The sequence below is a fragment of the Burkholderia sp. KBS0801 genome, assembly GCF_005937855.2.
Lineage (GTDB): Bacteria > Pseudomonadota > Gammaproteobacteria > Burkholderiales > Burkholderiaceae > Burkholderia > Burkholderia ambifaria.
In genome coordinates, this window is sequence record NZ_CP042177.1 from 1,036,275 (window position 1) to 1,053,075 (window position 16,801).

Consider the following 16,801-nt stretch of genomic DNA (forward strand, 5'->3'; position numbering starts at 1 on the left):
CCGGTCGTGCCGGCTGCAAGGAGCATTGATGTCCGGTCACGATTCCGGTAACGCAAAGCGCGGGCGAGCGTCGTTTGGCGCATTCGTCCGCAAGCCGGTCGAGCGCGACGTTGTCGCGAGCGCCGGTGAGGCTGCCGAGCAGGGCAGTCTCGAAGCGGTGCAAGCCTGGCCCGACGATGCTGTCGAGGTCGGGGCAGTGGTCGACGCCTATGGCCTGAAAGGCTGGATCAAGGTGGCGACGCATGCCGACGCCGGTCGCGGCGGCGATGCGCTGCTCGACGCGCGCCGCTGGTGGCTGGAGCGGGGTGGGGAGCGGTTGTCCGCCCGCATCCTGCAGTCGAAAACGCACGGCGACACTGTCGTCGCGCATGCCGCGGGTGTCAGCGACCGCGATGCCGCATTGGCTTTGCGCGGCTTTCGCGTGTTCGTGCGCCGGGAAGATTTCCCGGCATTGGCCGCGGACGAATTCTATTGGGTCGACCTGATCGGTCTCGAGGTCGTCAACGAGCAATCGGTGGCGCTTGGGACAGTGAGCGGGATGATCGACAACGGCGTGCATTCGATCATGCGCGTCGAGTATCCGGCAGTCGGCAAGGATGGTCAGCCGACCACCGACGAACGGCTGATTCCGTTCGTCGGCGTATACGTCAAGACGGTGGATCAGGCGGCACGTCGCATCGTCGTCGACTGGGAAGCCGATTACTAATGAACCAGGTTACGGAGAGCGCGGTGCAGTTCGACGTCGTCACGCTCTTTCCCGAAATGTTTCGCGCGCTGACCGACTGGGGGATCACCAGCCGGGCCGTGAAACAGGAGCGCTTCGGGCTGCGCACCTGGAACCCGCGTGATTTCACGACGGACAACTACCGCACGGTCGACGACCGTCCGTACGGTGGCGGTCCGGGCATGGTGATGCTGGCCAAGCCGCTCGAGGCCGCGATCAACGCTGCGAAAGCAGCGCAGGCGGAGCTGGGCGTCGCGAGCACGCGTGTGGTGATGATGTCGCCGCAAGGTGCGCCGTTCACGCACGAACGTGCGGTGCGGATGGCCCAGGAGCCTGGTGTCATCGTGCTGTGCGGCCGCTACGAGGCGATCGATCAGCGTCTGCTCGACCGTTGTGTAGACGAGGAAATCAGCCTCGGCGATTTCGTTCTGTCCGGTGGCGAACTGCCGGCGATGGCGATGATGGATGCCGTCGTGCGCCTGCTGCCCGGCGTGCTGAACGATGCGCAGTCAGCCGTGCAGGACAGCTTCGTCGACGGGCTGCTCGATTGTCCGCATTACACGCGCCCCGAGGAATACGAGGGAATGCGCGTGCCGGACGTGCTGCTCGGCGGGCATCATGCCGAGATCGAGCGGTGGCGCCGCCAGGAAGCATTGAAGAATACGTTGCGGAAGCGGCCGGATCTGATCGTCCGGGCGCGCCGCGAGAAGTTGTTGAGCCGGGCCGACGAGGCGTGGCTTGCGAACCTCGCACGCGAAGCGAAGAACGCCTCCTGAGGCGGCGTCGCGGGCGGGAAATGGCGGTGCCGTGCATGCGTGCGCGGCACCTGATGTGAATCCATCCTCTGTCGGGGCCAGGCCTGGAAGCAGGCGGGCGCAAACGCCGACACGATGGCTTTAGGAGTCAGTGATGAATCTGATTGCAAAACTTGAGCAGGAAGAGATCGAGCGCGCGCTCGCCGGCAAGACGATCCCCGAATTCGCCCCGGGCGACACGGTGATCGTGAACGTGAACGTGGTTGAAGGTAACCGCAAGCGCGTTCAGGCTTACGAAGGCGTCGTGATCGCGATTCGCAACCGCGGCCTGAACTCGAACTTCATCGTCCGCAAGATTTCGTCGGGCGAAGGCGTCGAGCGTACGTTCCAGACCTACTCGCCGCTGCTGGCGAGCATCGTCGTCAAGCGTCGCGGTGATGTGCGTCGTGCGAAGCTGTACTACCTGCGCGAGCGTTCGGGCAAGTCGGCTCGAATCAAGGAAAAGCTGGTGTCGAAGGATCGCACCGCAGCAGCTTCCCAAGAGTAAGAGCTGTAAGGAAAAAGCACCCTCCCGGGTGCTTTTTTCATTCTGGCGCGACAATATGCTCGATACGTCACGAACCGAGAGTCCCATTGAATCGCCGCCCCATCGTTGATCCCGAAGTGCTGCCGGTCGAAGGCACCGGCGCCGGCCTGCCGTCCATCGATGCACGCCTGCTGACGCCGCCCGGGCTGCGCGAACGCTTCGCGCGCACGCTCGAATGGAACGTCGAGCCCGGCGAGGCTCGGCTGGTGGAAGGCGTCGATCCGCGCAGCGCCGCCGTCCTCATCCCGCTCGTGGTGCGCGAGAGCGGTCTCACAGTGCTGCTGACCCAGCGCGCCGATCACCTGAACGACCATGCTGGGCAGATCAGCTTCCCCGGCGGCCGTCGAGAGTCGTACGATCGCGATGCGACGGCGACCGCGTTGCGCGAGGCGAAGGAAGAAATCGGACTGACGGCCGAACGGGTGGAGATTCTCGGTGCGCTGCCCGACTACCTGACGGGTACCGGCTTCTGCGTGACGCCGATCGTCGGGCTCGTCCATCCGCCGTTCACCGTGCAGGCCGATGCGTTCGAAGTCGCCGAGATTTTCGAGGTGCCGCTCGCGTTCCTGATGAGTCCCGCGAACCACCAGGTGCGCGTGTTCCGCTGGGAAGGCGGCGAGCGTCGTTTTTTTGCGATGCCCTATCCGAATGGAGAATCGGCCGGGCATTACTTCATCTGGGGCGCAACTGCCGGCATGTTGCGCAATCTGTACCGCTTCTTTGCAGCCGGATAACATCCCGCCCGAGCGTGCCCACGCGGCCGGCTCGCGGCCCGTCGCGCCAGCAGCCATCCGTCGCTTACGCTGTGCTATCGTTATGCAAAAAATGACATAACTCGGAAGACGGCGCCACGCATGACTTTCTTTTCGGTTCTCCTCGCTCTCATCATCGAACAGGTCCGCGCGTTGTCGCCAAGCAATCCGGTGTTCGCGCTGTTCCAGTTTCATGCGGAAACCGTCGCGCATGGCCTCGACGCCGGCAAGCAAAAGCATGGCGTGCTCGCATGGCTCGCAGTCGTGCTGCCGTGGGTGCTGATCGTCGCGCTGATCTACTTCCTGCTGTACAAGGTGAGCTTCGTGCTCGCGTTCATCTGGAACGTCGTCGTCGTGTATTTCACGCTCGGCTTCCGCCAGTTCAGCCACTACTTCACCGATATCCATCTCGCGCTCAACAACGACGACGTGCCGCGCGCCCGCGAAATCCTGCATGAATGGACGGGCCTCGACACGGTCGACATGCCGGTCGGTGAAATCGTCCGCCATACGCTGATTCATGCGGTCGTTGCGTCGCATCGCCACGTGTTCGGCGTGTTCTTCTGGTATGTGCTGCCGATCGGTCCGGCAGGCGCCGTGCTGTATCGCATCTCCGAATATCTCGCGCGCAGCTGGTCGACGCCGGGCGACGATCGCACGGCCGCGTTCTCGACGTTCGCGCAGCGGGCGTTCTTCGTGATCGACTGGATTCCGTCGCGGCTGACCGCGCTCGGCTTCGCGATCGTCGGCAACTTCGAGGACGCGATCTATGCGTGGCGCAATCACACGCGGCAATGGCCCGACCCGAACGACGGCGTGCTGCTCGCGGCCGGTAGCGGCGCGCTCGGCGCACGCCTCGCAGGGCCGCTCGCGGAACCGTCGAGCCTCGACGCGCTGGCGGTCGGCGACAGCGGCCCGTTGACGGTCGGTGACGATTGCACGCCGCGCACGCTGCAGTCGGCGGTCGGCCTCGTGTGGCGCGCCGTGATCCTGTGGATGATCCTGTTGTTGATGCTGACGCTGGCGGTCTGGGTATCGTGACGCGCTTGCGCGGCGCCCGATGAAATGACAAGGCCGGCTCGATGCCGGCCTTTTTGCTGTGCGTCGGTCAATCCGGTGATTCCGGTCAGTCGTCGAGCGGATCGCGCACGGCGCCGCATTGCCAGCAGGTGGTGAATTGCGCCTCGAGCGTCTCGCCGCACTGGCGGCAGCGCCATGGCGCGGCGCCGGCCGACGGGCCGTGTGACGCCGCATCGAGCAGCCGCCGCGCGAGCGCATCGTCGCGCTCGTCGTCGAGCCACAGCTCGGGCGCGCATGCGTCGGCGGGCAGGCCGCCGAGCGCACCGGGCGCATAGCAGTTGTGCAGCTCGCAACCGATGCCGGCCACCTGCAGCACGTTCGCCCAATGCTGCGCGGTGGCGAGGTCGGGGGCCTTGAAACGCATCGCGGCTCCTGTCGGTGAAGGCCGGGCCGGCGGCCGTCTGCCCGCCGTATGGTCAGCGGACGATCTGGCTCGCCTCGTGCACGAGCTGCGCGTAGAGCGCATGCCGCGACGGCGCAATGCGGCCGTCGGCCACGGCTTCGAGAATCGCGCAGCCGGGCTCGTGCAGATGATGACAATTATAGAAACGGCAGTCCGCGAGCAGCGGGCGGAATTCCGGAAAGGCGCGCTCGAGGCGCCCCTCCGTCAGGTGGTACAGGCCGAACTCCTGGAAGCCCGGCGAATCGATCAGCGCGCCGCCGCCTTCGAGCGGGTAGAGGCGCGTGAACGTCGTCGTATGGCGGCCGCTGTTGAGCGCGGCCGAGATTTCGCGGGTCGCGGCCTCGGCATCGGGCACGAGCAGGTTCACGAGCGTCGACTTGCCCATCCCGGATTGGCCGAGCAGGATCGTCGAGTGCCCGGCCAGGTGCGGCATCAGCTGCGCGCGCGCATCGTCGGGCGAGCCCTTGACCGACAGTTCGAGCACGTCGTAGCCGAGTGCGCGGTAGGGCGCCAGGCGCTCGCGGGCGACCGGCAGCGCGGCTTCGACGTCGATCTTGTTCAGCACGACGAGCGGCTTCAGTTCGTTCGCTTCGGCCGCGATCAGCGCGCGGCCAAGCAGATCCTCGCTGAAATAGGGCTCGGTCGCGAGCACGATCAGCAACTGGTCGAGGTTGGCCGCGAACAGCTTCGACTTGAACTGGTCGGAGCGGTACAGCAGGTTGCGCCGCTCGCCGATCTCGACGATCACGCCCTGGTCGGCCGATGCCTGTTCGTACACGACACGGTCGCCGACCGCGATCTCGCTTTTCTTGCCGCGCGGGAAGCACTGCAGCATCGGGCTGCCGTCATCGGGCGCGACGATGTAGTGGCGCCCGTGCGCCGCGATCACGCGACCTTCGACACGCTGCGCGCCCGATGCGCGCGGGGCCGGCTTGCGGGAGGTCGGCCGGCTCATGCGTGCTGCATCAGGCGGTCGATCCGCTGCGACGCAGGCGGATGCGAGTAGTAGAAGGCCGTATAGACGGGGTCGGGCGTGAGCGTCGACGCGTTGTCTTCGTAGAGCTTCACGAGCGCGCTGACGAGATCCTGGGCGTCGGTCTGGCTGGCCGCGAACGCGTCGGCCTCGAATTCATGCTTGCGCGACGTGAGGCTGCTGAACGGCGTCGCGAAGAACAGGAACACGGGGATCGCGAGGAAGAACAGCACGAGCGCGGCGCCCGCGTTGCTCGAGTCGAGCGACGGCGCGACGCCGAGCCCCGTGTAGAACCATGTGCGCTGCGCGAGCCAGCCGAGCAGCGCGAGCAGCACGAGGCTCAGCACGAACGACACGAGCATCCGCTTCATCACGTGGCGGCGCTTGAAGTGGCCGAGTTCGTGCGCGAGCACGGCCTCGATTTCCTCGCCGGACAGCCGCGCGAGCAGCGTATCGAAGAACACGATCCGCTTCGATGCGCCGAAGCCCGTGAAATACGCGTTGCCGTGGGCCGAACGGCGGCTGCCGTCCATCACGAACAGGCCCTTCGCGGCAAAGCCGCACCGTTTCATCAGCGACTCGATGCGCGCGCGCAGCGCTTCGTCCTTCAGCGGCTCGAACTTGTTGAAGATCGGCGCGATGAAGGTCGGGTAGATCAGCAGGACGAGCATCTGGAACGCGACCCAGACGATCCAGGTCCACAGCCACCACAGGCCGCCGGCCTGGTTCATCAGCCACAGCACGACGAACAGCAGCGGCAGGCCGAGCACCGCGCCGAGCAGCGTGTTTTTCAGCATGTCGGTGAAGAACAGGCGCTTGGTCATCCGGTTGAAGCCGAACCGCTGTTCGATCCCGAACTGGCGGTAATACTCGAACGGCACGTCGATCACGCTCGTGATCACGAGCACGGCGGCGACGAGCGCGACCTGCTGCCCGTAGCCGCGGCCGAACCAGCCCGTCAGCAGCGTGTCGAGCGCGCCGACGCCGCCGAGCAGCGTGAGGCCGACCAGCACGGCCGCGCTCACGACGATCTCGAACATCGCCAGCCGCGTGCGCTCGACCGTGTAGTCGGCCGCGCGCTGATGGGCGGTCAGCGGAATGGTGGCGCTGAACTGCGCGGGCACGCCGTTGCGGTGCGCGGCGACGAAGCGGATCTGCCGCGACGCGAGCCACAGCTTGGTGACGACCATCGCGAGCACGGCGATCGCGAACAGCAGGGTGAACGAAAAGGGTGACATCGAAGGCGCCAAAGGGTTCTATGCGAGAATTATATGTTCTTGCGGACCGGGCCCGCTCACGCGATGCCGCCCGCCGTCCGCCATTTTCCAGGATGACTCATGACCGATACCGCCGCTTCCGCCAGCCAGCCCGCGCTCGTGCGCAACGAGTTGAACCTCGTCTGGCTCGACATGGAGATGACGGGCCTCGACCCGGATAACGACCGCATCATCGAAATCGCGGTCGTCGTGACCAATTCCACCCTCGACATCGCGGTGGAAGGCCCCGTGTTCGCGATCCACCAGAGCGACGAAACGCTCGCGAAGATGGACGACTGGAACAAGTCGACGCACGGCCGTTCGGGGCTGATCGACCGCGTGCGCGCGTCGACCGTGACCGAGGCGGACGCCGCCGCGCAGCTGCAGGCGTTCCTCGCGCAGTACGTGTCGCCCGGCAAGTCGCCGATGTGCGGCAACTCGATCTGCCAGGATCGCCGTTTCATGGCGCGCTGGATGCCGGAATTCGAGCGGTTCTTCCACTACCGCAACCTGGACGTCAGCACGCTCAAGGAGCTGTGCCGCCGCTGGCAGCCCGCGATCTACAAGGGTTTTCAGAAGCGCGCGATGCACACGGCGCTCGCGGATATCCACGAGTCGATCGACGAGCTGAAGTACTACCGCCAGCATTTCCTGATTCCGGCCGCGTCGGCGCCGGCAGGCGAGTCCGCGCCGGCCGCCTGAGCGGGCCGGCACGCGCCCGGCGCCCGCTACACGCTCAGCGCCGCGCGCTCTTCGGCCGGAACGCCGCGACCACCGCGGCGTCGGTCTCGATGTACGGGCCGCCGATCAGGTCGATGCAGTAGGGCACCGCGGCGAAGATGCCGGGCACGGTCGACTTGCCGTCGGCGTCGCGCAACCCTTCGAGCGTTTCCCGGATCGACTTCGGCTGGCCGGGCAGGTTGATGATCAGCGCCGCGTGGCCGGCCGTCTCGCGGATCACCGCGACCTGCCGCGACAGGATCGCGGTCGGCACGAAATTCAGGCTGATTTGCCGCATCTGTTCGCCGAATCCCGGCATTTCCTTCGTTGCCACGGCCAGCGTGGCTTCCGGCGTCACGTCGCGGCGCGCGGGACCGGTGCCGCCGGTCGTCAGCACCAGGTCGCAGCCGGCGATGTCGACGAGTTCGGTCAGCGTGGCGGAGATCGTCGGCGCGTCGTCCTGGATCAGGCGCGTTTCGGCGCGCCACGGCGACACCAGCGCGCCGGCGAGCCACTCCTGCAGCGCCGGAATGCCCTTGTCCTCGTAGACGCCCGTGCTCGCGCGGTCGCTGATCGACACGAGGCCGACGACGAGCTCGTCCGGGTGGTTACGCTTCGTCGTCATGGTCGTCCCCGGCCTCGTCGGCCGCTTCGTCATCCCCGCCGGGCGTGCCGCTCGCGGTCTTGATCCACTGGAACAGCTCGCGGAAATAGCGCGGCGGCTTGCCTTGCTGGGCTTCCTTGCGCGCGTTGCGGATCAGCGTGCGGCCTTCCTGGATGTCGGCGTCGGGGTGCTGGCGGAGGAATTCGGTCAGCGCGTCGTCGTTGGCGAGCAACTGGTCGCGCGTGCGTTCGATCCAGTGCAGGCGGGCCGTCGCGGCCTTGTTCACGCCGCGCTGCGCGTCGAGCGCGGTGCGCAGCGCGGCCGTCTCGTCGTCGGTCAGCGTGCGCATCACGCGGCCGACGTACTGGAGCTGGCGGCGCTTGCCTTCGTGATCGGTGATCCGGCGCGCTTCGCGGACGGCGTCCGACAGGCTTTCGGGCATCGGCATGCGTTTCAGCGCGTCTTTCGGCAGATCGACGAGCGCCTGGCCGAGCACCTGCAGCTCGTGCATTTCGCGCTTTAGTTGGGATTTGCTGGGGCGATCGTAGCCATTGTCGTCGACTTCGGCGGCATGCTCGATCGGCTGGATTCGGGTTTTGCGTGTCATGGGCGGCATTGTATCGCGGTGCGGACACCCCAAGCTTGTCTGTGCCCGGCGCCGGACCTTGCTATGATCGCGGGATACGTAACATTTTGACCATGCGGGCGCCCGCCCGCCACCGGATACCAAGACGATGGCAGCCAATCTCGACGTACAAGCGCGCTATTTCCCGCACACGCAGGACCAGCTCAAAGAAATTGCCTCGGACATCCTCCGCCATGCGAAGGCGCTCGGCGCGACGGACGCCGCCACCGAAATCTCCGAAGGCGACGGCCTGTCGGTGTCGGTGCGCCGCGGCGAGGTCGAGACGATCGAACACAACCGCGACAAGATGGTCGGCGTGACGGTGTTCATCGGCAAGAAGCGCGGCAACGCGAGCACGTCGGATTTCTCGCCGGCCGCGATCAAGGATACCGTCGCCGCCGCGTACAACATCGCGCGCTTCACGGCAGAGGACGACGCAGCCGGCCTCGCCGAGGCCGAGCTGCTCGAAACCGACCCGCGCGACCTCGACCTTTATCACCCGTGGGCGCTGTCGGCCGACGAGGCCGTCGAGCTCGCGCGCCGCGCGGAAGACGCCGCGTTCGCGGTCAGCCCGCAGATCCGCAACTCGGAAGGTGCGAGCGTGTCGGCGCAGCATTCGCAGTTCGTGCTGGCGACGTCGCGCGGCTTCCTTGCCGGCTATCCGTACTCGCGCCACTACATCGCATGCGCGCCGATCGCGGGCAGCGGTCGCCACATGCAGCGCGACGACTGGTATTCGTCGAAGCGCAGCGCGGTCGATCTCGCGGCGCCGGAAGCCGTCGGGCGCTACGCGGCCGAGCGTGCGCTCGCGCGAATGGGCGCGCGCCGTCTCGATACCCGCAAGGTGCCGGTGCTGTTCGAGGCGCCGCTCGCGGCCGGCCTGCTCGGCGCGTTCGTGCAAGCCGTCAGCGGCGGCGCGCTGTACCGCAAGACGTCGTTCCTCGTCGACAGCCTCGGCAAGCCGGTGTTCGCACCGCACGTCCAGGTGGTCGAGGATCCGCACGTGCCGCGCGCGATGGGCAGCGCGCCGTTCGACGAGGAGGGCGTGCGCACGCGTGCGCGCAGCGTCGTCAAGGACGGTGTCGTCGAAGGCTACTTCCTGTCGACCTATTCGGCACGCAAGCTCGGCACGCAGACGACCGGTAACGCCGGCGGCTCGCACAACCTCGCGCTGCGCAGCTCGGACACGCAGCCGGGCGACGACTTCGACGCGATGCTGAAGAAGCTCGGCACGGGCCTGCTGCTGACCGAGCTGATGGGGCAGGGCGTGAACTACGTGACCGGCGACTATTCGCGCGGTGCGGCAGGGTTCTGGGTCGAGAACGGCGTGATCCAGTATCCGGTCGAGGAAATCACCGTCGCGAGCACGCTGCAGGAGATGTTCCGGCATATCGTCGCGATCGGCGCGGATTCGATCGTGCGCGGGACGAAGGAAACGGGCTCGGTGCTGATCGAGCAGATGACGATCGCCGGGCAGTAAGCGGCGCGGCATCGGCCGCCTAGATACGAAAAAGCCCGACCGGCGCGAGCCGGTCGGGCTTTCTTTTTATCGCGTGCAGCGTGCCGCGTGTCGGTCAGTCGCGCTTGCGCGCGTAGACGACGAACGCATAGCCGAACGTGTTCGGCGCGGCGGCCTGATGCGGTTCGCGCGACACTTTGTGCCAGTGCGCGGGATCGGGCGCGGGGAACGACGCATCGCCGTCGAAGTCCGCGTCGATCTCGGTGACGATCAGCTTGTCGGCGAGCGCGAGGCCTTCCGCATAGAGCTGCGCACCGCCGATCAGGAATGCTTCGGCGGCTCCGTCCCGCGCGGCGAGCGCGAGCGCGTCGGCGAGCGACGTGACGGTGTCGCAGCCGTCGAAGCGGCGCGCTGCGTCGCGCGTGACGACGATGTTGCGGCGGCCCGGCAGCGGCCGGCCGATCGACTCGTGGGTCTTGCGGCCCATCACGATCGGCGCGCCCATCGTCGTGCGCTTGAAGAATGCGAGGTCTTCAGGAAGTTTCCAGGGCAACTGGTTGTCGCGGCCGATGATGCCGTTGCGGGCACGCGCGACGATCAGGGTCAACGTCGTCATGAAGGTCGGGGAAGAGGAGAGCCGGAATGGCGCCGATTCTACCGGAACGGCGGCGCGCGACGGCTTCGTGCGGATGCGCCGGCAGATTCGCCGTGCCGGCGCGTGCGCACTGCGACGATGTGCGGCCTTCGCATCGCGACGTCCTGAATAAAAAGAGTGCCCGCCGGGGGACGGACACAAAAACGGTTCGCGTCGTTACGTCGACGACACCGGGCGCGATCGTGATTGTCTGCCGCGCATCAGTTCAATATGGATTCCTTGGCAAATTGCGAGTATGCGGTATCGCATGCATATCATTGCACCGTGCCGCTGCGGGCATGTCCTGCCATCGCGTGCTGCGCATGGCCGGGCCGCGGCGCAGGGATCGGTATCGGCAGCGGAGACCGCGGAACGATTTCGTCCCACAGCGTCACCGATGCCTTGTCGGCCGAATTCGGTTGCGGCACTGCCACGGGCACGATGCCGAAGCCGTTGTCCCGTTGCATGCTGGATGCACTGCCGACGAGCAGCGCTGCATGTGCGGGCGTCACGCATTCGTCTGCACGTATCGACATGAACGGGAGCGCGCCGGAGAGCGCAAACGTTGTCTGCAGGAAAGAAAGCAAAATGAGTTTGCGCATGGTCGCGTGCTCCCGATCTGTGATGAATTCAGCGAAATGCATGCCATCGCGCCGCAAGCGTTGTCGCGCCTGCGACTCAGGAGCGCGCGTTGTGAATCGCGATCGAAAGTGCCGGAAAATGTTTCAGGCTTGAAACGATGGGGCTTGGGAATACTGCGGATTCAATCGATACGCTTCAAGGATGAAAATCGGCGCGTGTGTCGATGCAGGTACGGTTCGCTGCCCATGTGTTCTGGGCAGATGATTGATGAACGTCGACCGCTGAGCGATTCGGCCGCTCGCCCATTCGCGCTGCAATCCGTTTGTCGTATTCAGCGCCTATAACTCAATAAGCTGTGTTGATCAAAAAATAACTGGACGCGAGATAAGCGCCATCATGCGAGGCTCTGTCGTTGCCGCGCATCGGCATGGCGAATCGAGCGGCTTCGGCTGACCCGGTTCGATCCTTTTGCACGTGACTTCGCACGTGCGGCAATCGTTAGACGGTTGATGAACGGGGTGGGTATATGGGAGCCGAGCAGCGGCATGTGATCTATTTCTCGCGCGAACCGAACGACGCGTTGCGCGGGCATTTCGACGAATGCGGATGGTGCGTCGATCTCGCGGAAAGCGCACGCGACTTGCGGCGTGTCGTGCAGCACGGCGTGGCATCCGCCGGCCTGCTCGATTTCTCGCCGGGTTTCAGGCCCGCGGATCTGCGTGAACTCGAAGCGTGTCTGAGCATCCAGCACATCGGCTGGATCGCGGCGACCCGGCGTGGCCAGTTGCAGGACGCCACGTTGCGCCATCTCATCCGCGACTATTGCTTCGACTACGTGACGATGCCGTACGAGACGTCACGCATCGTCGAAACCGTCGGCCACGCGCACGGCATGATCGCGCTGACCGACCCGGTGGCGTCGCCGGTCGGCGCGGGGCGCACCGAAGGCGAGATGGTCGGCACCTGCGATGCGATGCTCGGACTTTTCAGGACGATCCGGCGCGTCGCGACCACGGATGCGCCGGTGTTCATCTCCGGTGAATCGGGTACCGGCAAGGAGCTGACGGCCGTCGCGATTCACGAGCGCTCGGCGCGTGCGCACGCGCCGTTCGTCGCGATCAACTGCGGTGCGATTCCGTCGACGCTGCTGCAAGCCGAGCTGTTCGGCTACGAGCGCGGCGCGTTTACGGGCGCGAACCAGCGCAAGATCGGCCGCGTCGAGGCCGCGAACGGCGGCACGCTGTTTCTCGACGAAATCGGCGACCTGCCGCTCGAGAGCCAGGCGAGCCTCCTGCGGTTCCTGCAGGAAGGCAAGATCGAGCGGCTCGGCGCGCATGTATCGGTGCCGGTCGACGTGCGCGTGATCTGCGCGACGCATGTGGACATGGAAACGGCGCTGCGCGAAGGGCGGTTCCGCGAGGATCTGTTCCATCGCCTGTGCGTGCTGAAGATCGAGGAGCCGCCGCTACGCGCGCGCGGCAAGGACATCGAGGTGCTCGCCCGCCACATGCTCGAGCGTTTCAAGGGCGATGCGCATCGTCGGCTGCGCGGCTTCTCTCCGGACGCGATCGCCGCGCTGTACGGCTATTCGTGGCCCGGCAACGTGCGCGAGCTGATCAATCGCGTGCGCCGCGCGATCGTGATGTCGGAGGGCCGGATGATTACCGCGGCCGATCTCGAGCTCCATGAATTCGCGATACTGGCGCCCGTCTCGCTTACCGAGGCGCGGGAGGCGGCCGAGCGGCAGGCGATCGAGCAGGCCCTGCTGCGTCATCGCGGCCGTTTTGCCGATGCGGCGCGTGAGCTCGGCGTGTCGCGCGTGACGCTGTACAGGTTGATGTGCGCGCATGGCATGCGCGATCGCGGCGACACGCTGGCAGGGTTTTCGGCACCGGCGCCGGAGGTTCCGCGTCACGCTTGCTAAAATTGGCGGGTGACGGCCGCCCTCGCGGCCGAAGGAACCCGCATGAAACAGTACCTCGACCTCGTTCGCACCATCCTCGACACCGGCACCTGGCAGGAGAACCGCACGGGCATCCGCACCATCAGCATGCCCGGTGCGATGCTGCGGTTCGACCTGCAGCAGGGCTTCCCGGCCGTGACGACCAAGAAGCTGGCGTTCAAGTCCGCGATCGGCGAACTGGTCGGTTTCCTGCGCGCGTCGCGCAGCGCAGCCGAGTTCCGCGCGCTCGGCTGCAAGGTGTGGGATGCGAACGCGAACGACAACGCGCAGTGGCTCGCGAACCCGTACCGCCAGGGCGTCGATGATCTCGGCGACGTGTACGGCGTGCAATGGCGCCAGTGGCCCGGCTACAAGGTGCTCGACGCGGGCGCCGACGCGCAGATCGCCGATGCGACGCGCCGCGGTTTCCGGATCGTCACGCGCTTCGACGAGGACGGTGCGCCGAAGGTGCTGCTGTACAAGGCGATCGATCAGCTGCGCCAGTGTCTCGATACGATCATGGAGAACCCGGCCGACCGCCGCATCCTGTTTCACGCGTGGAATCCGGCCGTACTCGACCAGATCGCGCTGCCCGCGTGCCATCTGCTGTACCAGTTCCTGCCGAACGTCACGAAGCGCGAGATTTCGCTGTGCCTGTACATCCGCAGCAACGATGTCGGCCTCGGCACGCCGTTCAACCTGACGGAAGGCGCCGCGCTGCTGTCGCTCGTCGGCCGGCTGACGGGCTACACGCCGCGCTGGTTCACGTATTTCATCGGGGACGCGCACATCTACGAGAACCAGCTCGACATGCTCCAGCAGCAGCTGACGCGCGAGCCGTACGAGAGCCCGCGGCTCGAGATCGCCGAGCGCGTACCCGATTACGCGAAGACGGGCGTGTATGCACCCGAATGGCTCGAGCAGATCGAGCCTTCCGATTTCTCGCTCGTCGGCTACCGGCACCATGAGCCGCTGACCGCGCCGATGGCGGTCTGAGCACCGGCGGTCGCCGGCGGCGCGGATGATGCGACCCGCGTCAGGCACGATGACGAAGGCCCGAACGGCACCCGCCGCTCGGGCCTTTCTGTTTTATCGGGCGACGGTCACTGATGGCGTCGTTCGTCGTGGCCGCCGGGTGGCGGATTGCTCGCGCGGGGCGCCTCGACGTGGGGCGCCGGTTGCGGCCGTGCCTCCATGTGCGGTGCGGGCATCGACGGCCGGGGTTCGATGCGCGGCGCCGGCATCGATGGTCGCGGCTCCATGTGTGGCGCGGGCATCGACGGCCGCGGCTCCATCCGCGGGGCCTGCGGCTGCGGTCGCGGCATGTCATGCGCCGCGGGCGCGGGCGGCCGGTACTCGTTCACGTGCGGCGGTGCGACTTCGCGGTGCGGAGCCGGTTGCGCAAATTCGGGGCGCGGCTGCGGCGCCGGCGCAGCGCGCTCCGGACGCGGCTGCGCTGGCTGCGCTGGCTGGGCCGGTGTCGGGAAATCGGGGCGCGGATGCGGCTGCGGAATCTGCGCGGTCGTGTCGGGCCGCGGTTGCGGCCGCGCGCGCGGCGCTTCCTGATGGCCGCCGGGTTGCGTTCCGGGCGTGCCGTCCGGATGCGGGACCGCCGCCGCGCTGCGCACGGCCGGCAGCGCATTCGGGCCCGCCGCGTGGAGGGCGCTCGGCGGCGTCGGGCGCTGACGCTCCATCGGCGTGTGCGGCTGCATCCAGACCGGGGCGGGCGCCGCGGCTGCATGCGCGTTGTCGTGCCTGGCAGGCTCGCTGCCGGCCGTCGGCGGGTGCGGGACGCCATTACCCGGGCTCAATGCCTGATGCGGAGCCGAATTGCCCGGCGGTTGTGGCATCGCGCCGTTGGCGAAGCGCGGCGCATTGGGGGCTTGGGCGTTCATCGGTCGCGCGCCATTCGGCACGACCGGCGTCGGCGCGCCCGGCCGTGCAGCCTGTGTGAGCGCAGGCTGGCCGTCGCGCGGCGCGTGCGCCGGTTGCACGACGGGGCCGTGCGGATTCACGAGCTGCACGTTGCGCATCGCCCACGCACCGGCTTTCGGATTGCCCGGAATACGGACCGGGCGAGCCGTATAGTCGGCCGGCACGCTGGTTCTCGCGATCGGCGCGCCCGCGCCCGGCACGTGTGCGCCCTGCCGGGCGAGATGGACGGCCGCCTGATCGCGATACGCGGCCGGCACCGCCGGATTGCGCGTCGCGACGAACGGGTGCTGTCCGACTGCCGCCGGCGGCCGGTAGCTGGCCGTGCGCAATCCGCCGTTCAAGCTTTGGCGTACCGGCGCAATGCCGGGCGTGCCAGGCATCACGTGCGCGTTGTGCCACTGCCGCGGATCGACGTGCTGCGAGAAGTGCGCGACCGGCTGGCCGTGCACGAATGCGGACGCCGGCACGGCCGTGATCGCGTGCGGCGCGCGGAAGTTCACGTACGTCTTGTTGATGTTGGTGATGTTGGTGATGTTCGTCACGTTCACGGTCTTGTTCACCGTGACGTTGTTCACCACGATATTCCGGTTCACGCGTTCGTAGTAATGCGGGCTCCAGCCGCCCCAGCCGGGATGCCACGCTTCGCCCGGGCCGAGGGCGAACCATGCGCAGCCGGCCGCGGCGACGCCGCCGACCGTCAGCGCGACGCTCCAGTCGGGACCGCTGCCGCCGCCCACGAACGCGACCAGCGCCGGTGCATAGGCGGGCGGCTGGCTGACGGCCACCGGGCCGGGCACCCACGCCCAGCTGTCGTCCACATGGGCCCAGCGGCCGTAGTGGTACGGTGCGAAGCCCCATGGTGCATCGTCGACCCAGGTCCAGCCCCACGGCGCCTGCCAGATCCAGTGACCGTCGTGATACGGCGCCCAGTCGGCCGGCGTGTCGTTCGGCACCCAGACCGCACCGTAGTTCGGGGTCTCGCGCCACGTCCCGTTCGCGTCGAGATCCTGGTAGCCGGGAATGTCGCGCGACACGTAGCGGGCCGATACCGAGCGCTGCTCGGCCGCATCGCGGCTGGCGGCCCACTGGTCGAGCGCGTCGGGAGCCGGCGCGGCCGATTGCTGCGCGACCTGCAGGTCGGTGCCTGTGAACACGATCTGCTGGCCGGGCGACAGCGGATATTGCCCGTTGCTGCCGTACACGGTCGCGCTGCCGCTGCGCACGGTGACCGTCGTGCTCGCGCCGTTCGGTGCGACATCGACGCGATAGTCGCCGGGGCCCGTGAGGCCGAGCGCGAGATTGGGCGTATCGATTTCGTACGACCCGCCGGGCGGCAGATCGCGCACGTGCGTCGAGACGGTGCCGAGGCCGACCTTCAGTTGCGTCGTGGTGTCGTCGAGGTTCAGCACCGACAGGCTCGTCGATTCGCCGAGTCGCACCGCGGTCGAGCCGATGTGCAGCTCGGAGCGCGCGCCGGCGTCGTTCCACAGCTGGTCGCCCGTCGTCAGCGGCCGGTTCACGGCGGCGTATGACCATGTATCGCTGCCGGCCGGCTCCGTCGTCACGGCGCCCGACATGTAGTTGAGCCGGGCGACGCGGCCCGGCGGATCGCCGCCTGGTTGCCGGGCGGCGGCCGCGTACGGCGCGGCCTGTGTCGCTTGCGCGAATGCGCAAGGCAGGGTCGCCAGCGCGGCGAACGCGAGCAGGGTGCAGCGGGCGGTTCGCTTGAGCGTGAACAGGGGAGCCATGTTGAGCGTCTTCGTCGTTATTG

General features: G+C 67.2%; 17 protein-coding genes. 9 read left to right on the top strand and 8 right to left on the bottom strand.

The features are described 5' to 3' along the window. Window positions 1-28: 28 nt before the first annotated feature. The 5 genes from rimM (at window position 29) to FFI87_RS05105 (ending at window position 3,858) form a co-directional block, all read left to right on the top strand. Entirely contained in the window at window positions 29-706 is a 678-nt protein-coding gene (rimM, locus tag FFI87_RS05085) for a ribosome maturation factor RimM (protein WP_006753172.1), read from the top strand. Beyond that, window positions 706-1,500, top strand: a complete 795-nt coding sequence (gene trmD / locus FFI87_RS05090; protein ID WP_012363364.1) for a tRNA (guanosine(37)-N1)-methyltransferase TrmD — start codon at window positions 706-708, stop codon at window positions 1,498-1,500. Before rimM ends, trmD begins: the two co-directional genes overlap by 1 nt. Window positions 1,501-1,633: 133 nt before the next feature. Continuing rightward, on the top strand, window positions 1,634-2,026 hold the full coding sequence (gene rplS, locus FFI87_RS05095) for a 50S ribosomal protein L19 (RefSeq protein ID WP_011883860.1): 393 nt from the start codon (window positions 1,634-1,636) through the stop codon (window positions 2,024-2,026). Window positions 2,027-2,112: 86 nt separating this feature from the next. Then, a complete protein-coding gene (locus FFI87_RS05100) occupies window positions 2,113-2,799 on the top strand; it encodes a CoA pyrophosphatase (protein WP_012363365.1) in 687 nt (228 codons plus the stop codon). Between the two features lie 120 nt (window positions 2,800-2,919). Then, window positions 2,920-3,858 (top strand): CobD/CbiB family protein, encoded by a 939-nt coding sequence (locus FFI87_RS05105; protein WP_011656300.1) that lies wholly within the window; start codon window positions 2,920-2,922, stop codon window positions 3,856-3,858. An 85-nt stretch (window positions 3,859-3,943) separates the two neighbouring features. Here FFI87_RS05105 and FFI87_RS05110 read toward each other — a convergent pair whose 3' ends face one another. From FFI87_RS05110 to FFI87_RS05120, 3 genes are read right to left on the bottom strand one after another with little or no spacing between them, the layout of a single operon-like run. Beyond that, entirely contained in the window at window positions 3,944-4,261 is a 318-nt protein-coding gene (locus FFI87_RS05110; RefSeq protein WP_012363366.1) for a hypothetical protein, read from the bottom strand. A 52-nt stretch (window positions 4,262-4,313) separates the two neighbouring features. Continuing rightward, window positions 4,314-5,255, bottom strand: coding sequence for a ribosome small subunit-dependent GTPase A (gene rsgA, locus FFI87_RS05115; RefSeq protein ID WP_138848079.1), 942 nt, complete (start codon window positions 5,253-5,255; stop codon window positions 4,314-4,316). Next, a complete protein-coding gene (locus FFI87_RS05120; protein WP_012363368.1) occupies window positions 5,252-6,511 on the bottom strand; it encodes a M48 family metallopeptidase in 1,260 nt (419 codons plus the stop codon). Before FFI87_RS05120 ends, rsgA begins: the two co-directional genes overlap by 4 nt. A 99-nt stretch (window positions 6,512-6,610) precedes the next feature. Here FFI87_RS05120 and orn point away from each other — a divergent pair, with 99 nt between their 5' ends. Beyond that, window positions 6,611-7,231, top strand: a complete 621-nt coding sequence (gene orn, locus FFI87_RS05125; RefSeq protein ID WP_011656304.1) for an oligoribonuclease — start codon at window positions 6,611-6,613, stop codon at window positions 7,229-7,231. A gap of 34 nt (window positions 7,232-7,265) precedes the next feature. Here the strand turns inward: orn and mog are convergent, their stop codons facing one another. After that, window positions 7,266-7,874, bottom strand: a complete 609-nt coding sequence (gene mog / locus FFI87_RS05130; RefSeq protein WP_138848078.1) for a molybdopterin adenylyltransferase — start codon at window positions 7,872-7,874, stop codon at window positions 7,266-7,268. Further along, window positions 7,858-8,460 (bottom strand): ribosome biogenesis factor YjgA, encoded by a 603-nt coding sequence (gene yjgA / locus FFI87_RS05135; protein ID WP_012363370.1) that lies wholly within the window; start codon window positions 8,458-8,460, stop codon window positions 7,858-7,860. Before yjgA ends, mog begins: the two co-directional genes overlap by 17 nt. 127 nt (window positions 8,461-8,587) lie before the next feature. Here yjgA and pmbA point away from each other — a divergent pair, with 127 nt between their 5' ends. Then, a complete protein-coding gene (gene pmbA, locus FFI87_RS05140; protein WP_011656307.1) occupies window positions 8,588-9,958 on the top strand; it encodes a metalloprotease PmbA in 1,371 nt (456 codons plus the stop codon). A 94-nt stretch (window positions 9,959-10,052) separates the two neighbouring features. Here the strand turns inward: pmbA and FFI87_RS05145 are convergent, their stop codons facing one another. Beyond that, the gene (locus FFI87_RS05145; RefSeq protein WP_138848077.1) at window positions 10,053-10,553 is read right to left on the bottom strand and encodes a dihydrofolate reductase; all 501 of its coding nucleotides are present in this window, start codon (window positions 10,551-10,553) and stop codon (window positions 10,053-10,055) included. 293 nt (window positions 10,554-10,846) lie between these two features. Then, the gene (locus FFI87_RS05150; protein ID WP_409995107.1) at window positions 10,847-11,215 is read right to left on the bottom strand and encodes a hypothetical protein; all 369 of its coding nucleotides are present in this window, start codon (window positions 11,213-11,215) and stop codon (window positions 10,847-10,849) included. A gap of 464 nt (window positions 11,216-11,679) precedes the next feature. Here FFI87_RS05150 and FFI87_RS05160 point away from each other — a divergent pair, with 464 nt between their 5' ends. Together FFI87_RS05160 and FFI87_RS05165 are read left to right on the top strand one after the other, a co-directional pair. Further along, on the top strand, window positions 11,680-13,077 hold the full coding sequence (locus tag FFI87_RS05160) for a sigma-54 dependent transcriptional regulator (RefSeq protein ID WP_012363373.1): 1,398 nt from the start codon (window positions 11,680-11,682) through the stop codon (window positions 13,075-13,077). A 42-nt stretch (window positions 13,078-13,119) separates the two neighbouring features. Then, the gene (locus FFI87_RS05165) at window positions 13,120-14,091 is read left to right on the top strand and encodes a thymidylate synthase (RefSeq protein WP_138848076.1); all 972 of its coding nucleotides are present in this window, start codon (window positions 13,120-13,122) and stop codon (window positions 14,089-14,091) included. Between the two features lie 107 nt (window positions 14,092-14,198). Here FFI87_RS05165 and FFI87_RS05170 read toward each other — a convergent pair whose 3' ends face one another. After that, the gene (locus tag FFI87_RS05170; RefSeq protein ID WP_138848075.1) at window positions 14,199-16,778 is read right to left on the bottom strand and encodes a DUF6600 domain-containing protein; all 2,580 of its coding nucleotides are present in this window, start codon (window positions 16,776-16,778) and stop codon (window positions 14,199-14,201) included. Between the last annotated feature and the right edge of the window lie 23 nt (window positions 16,779-16,801).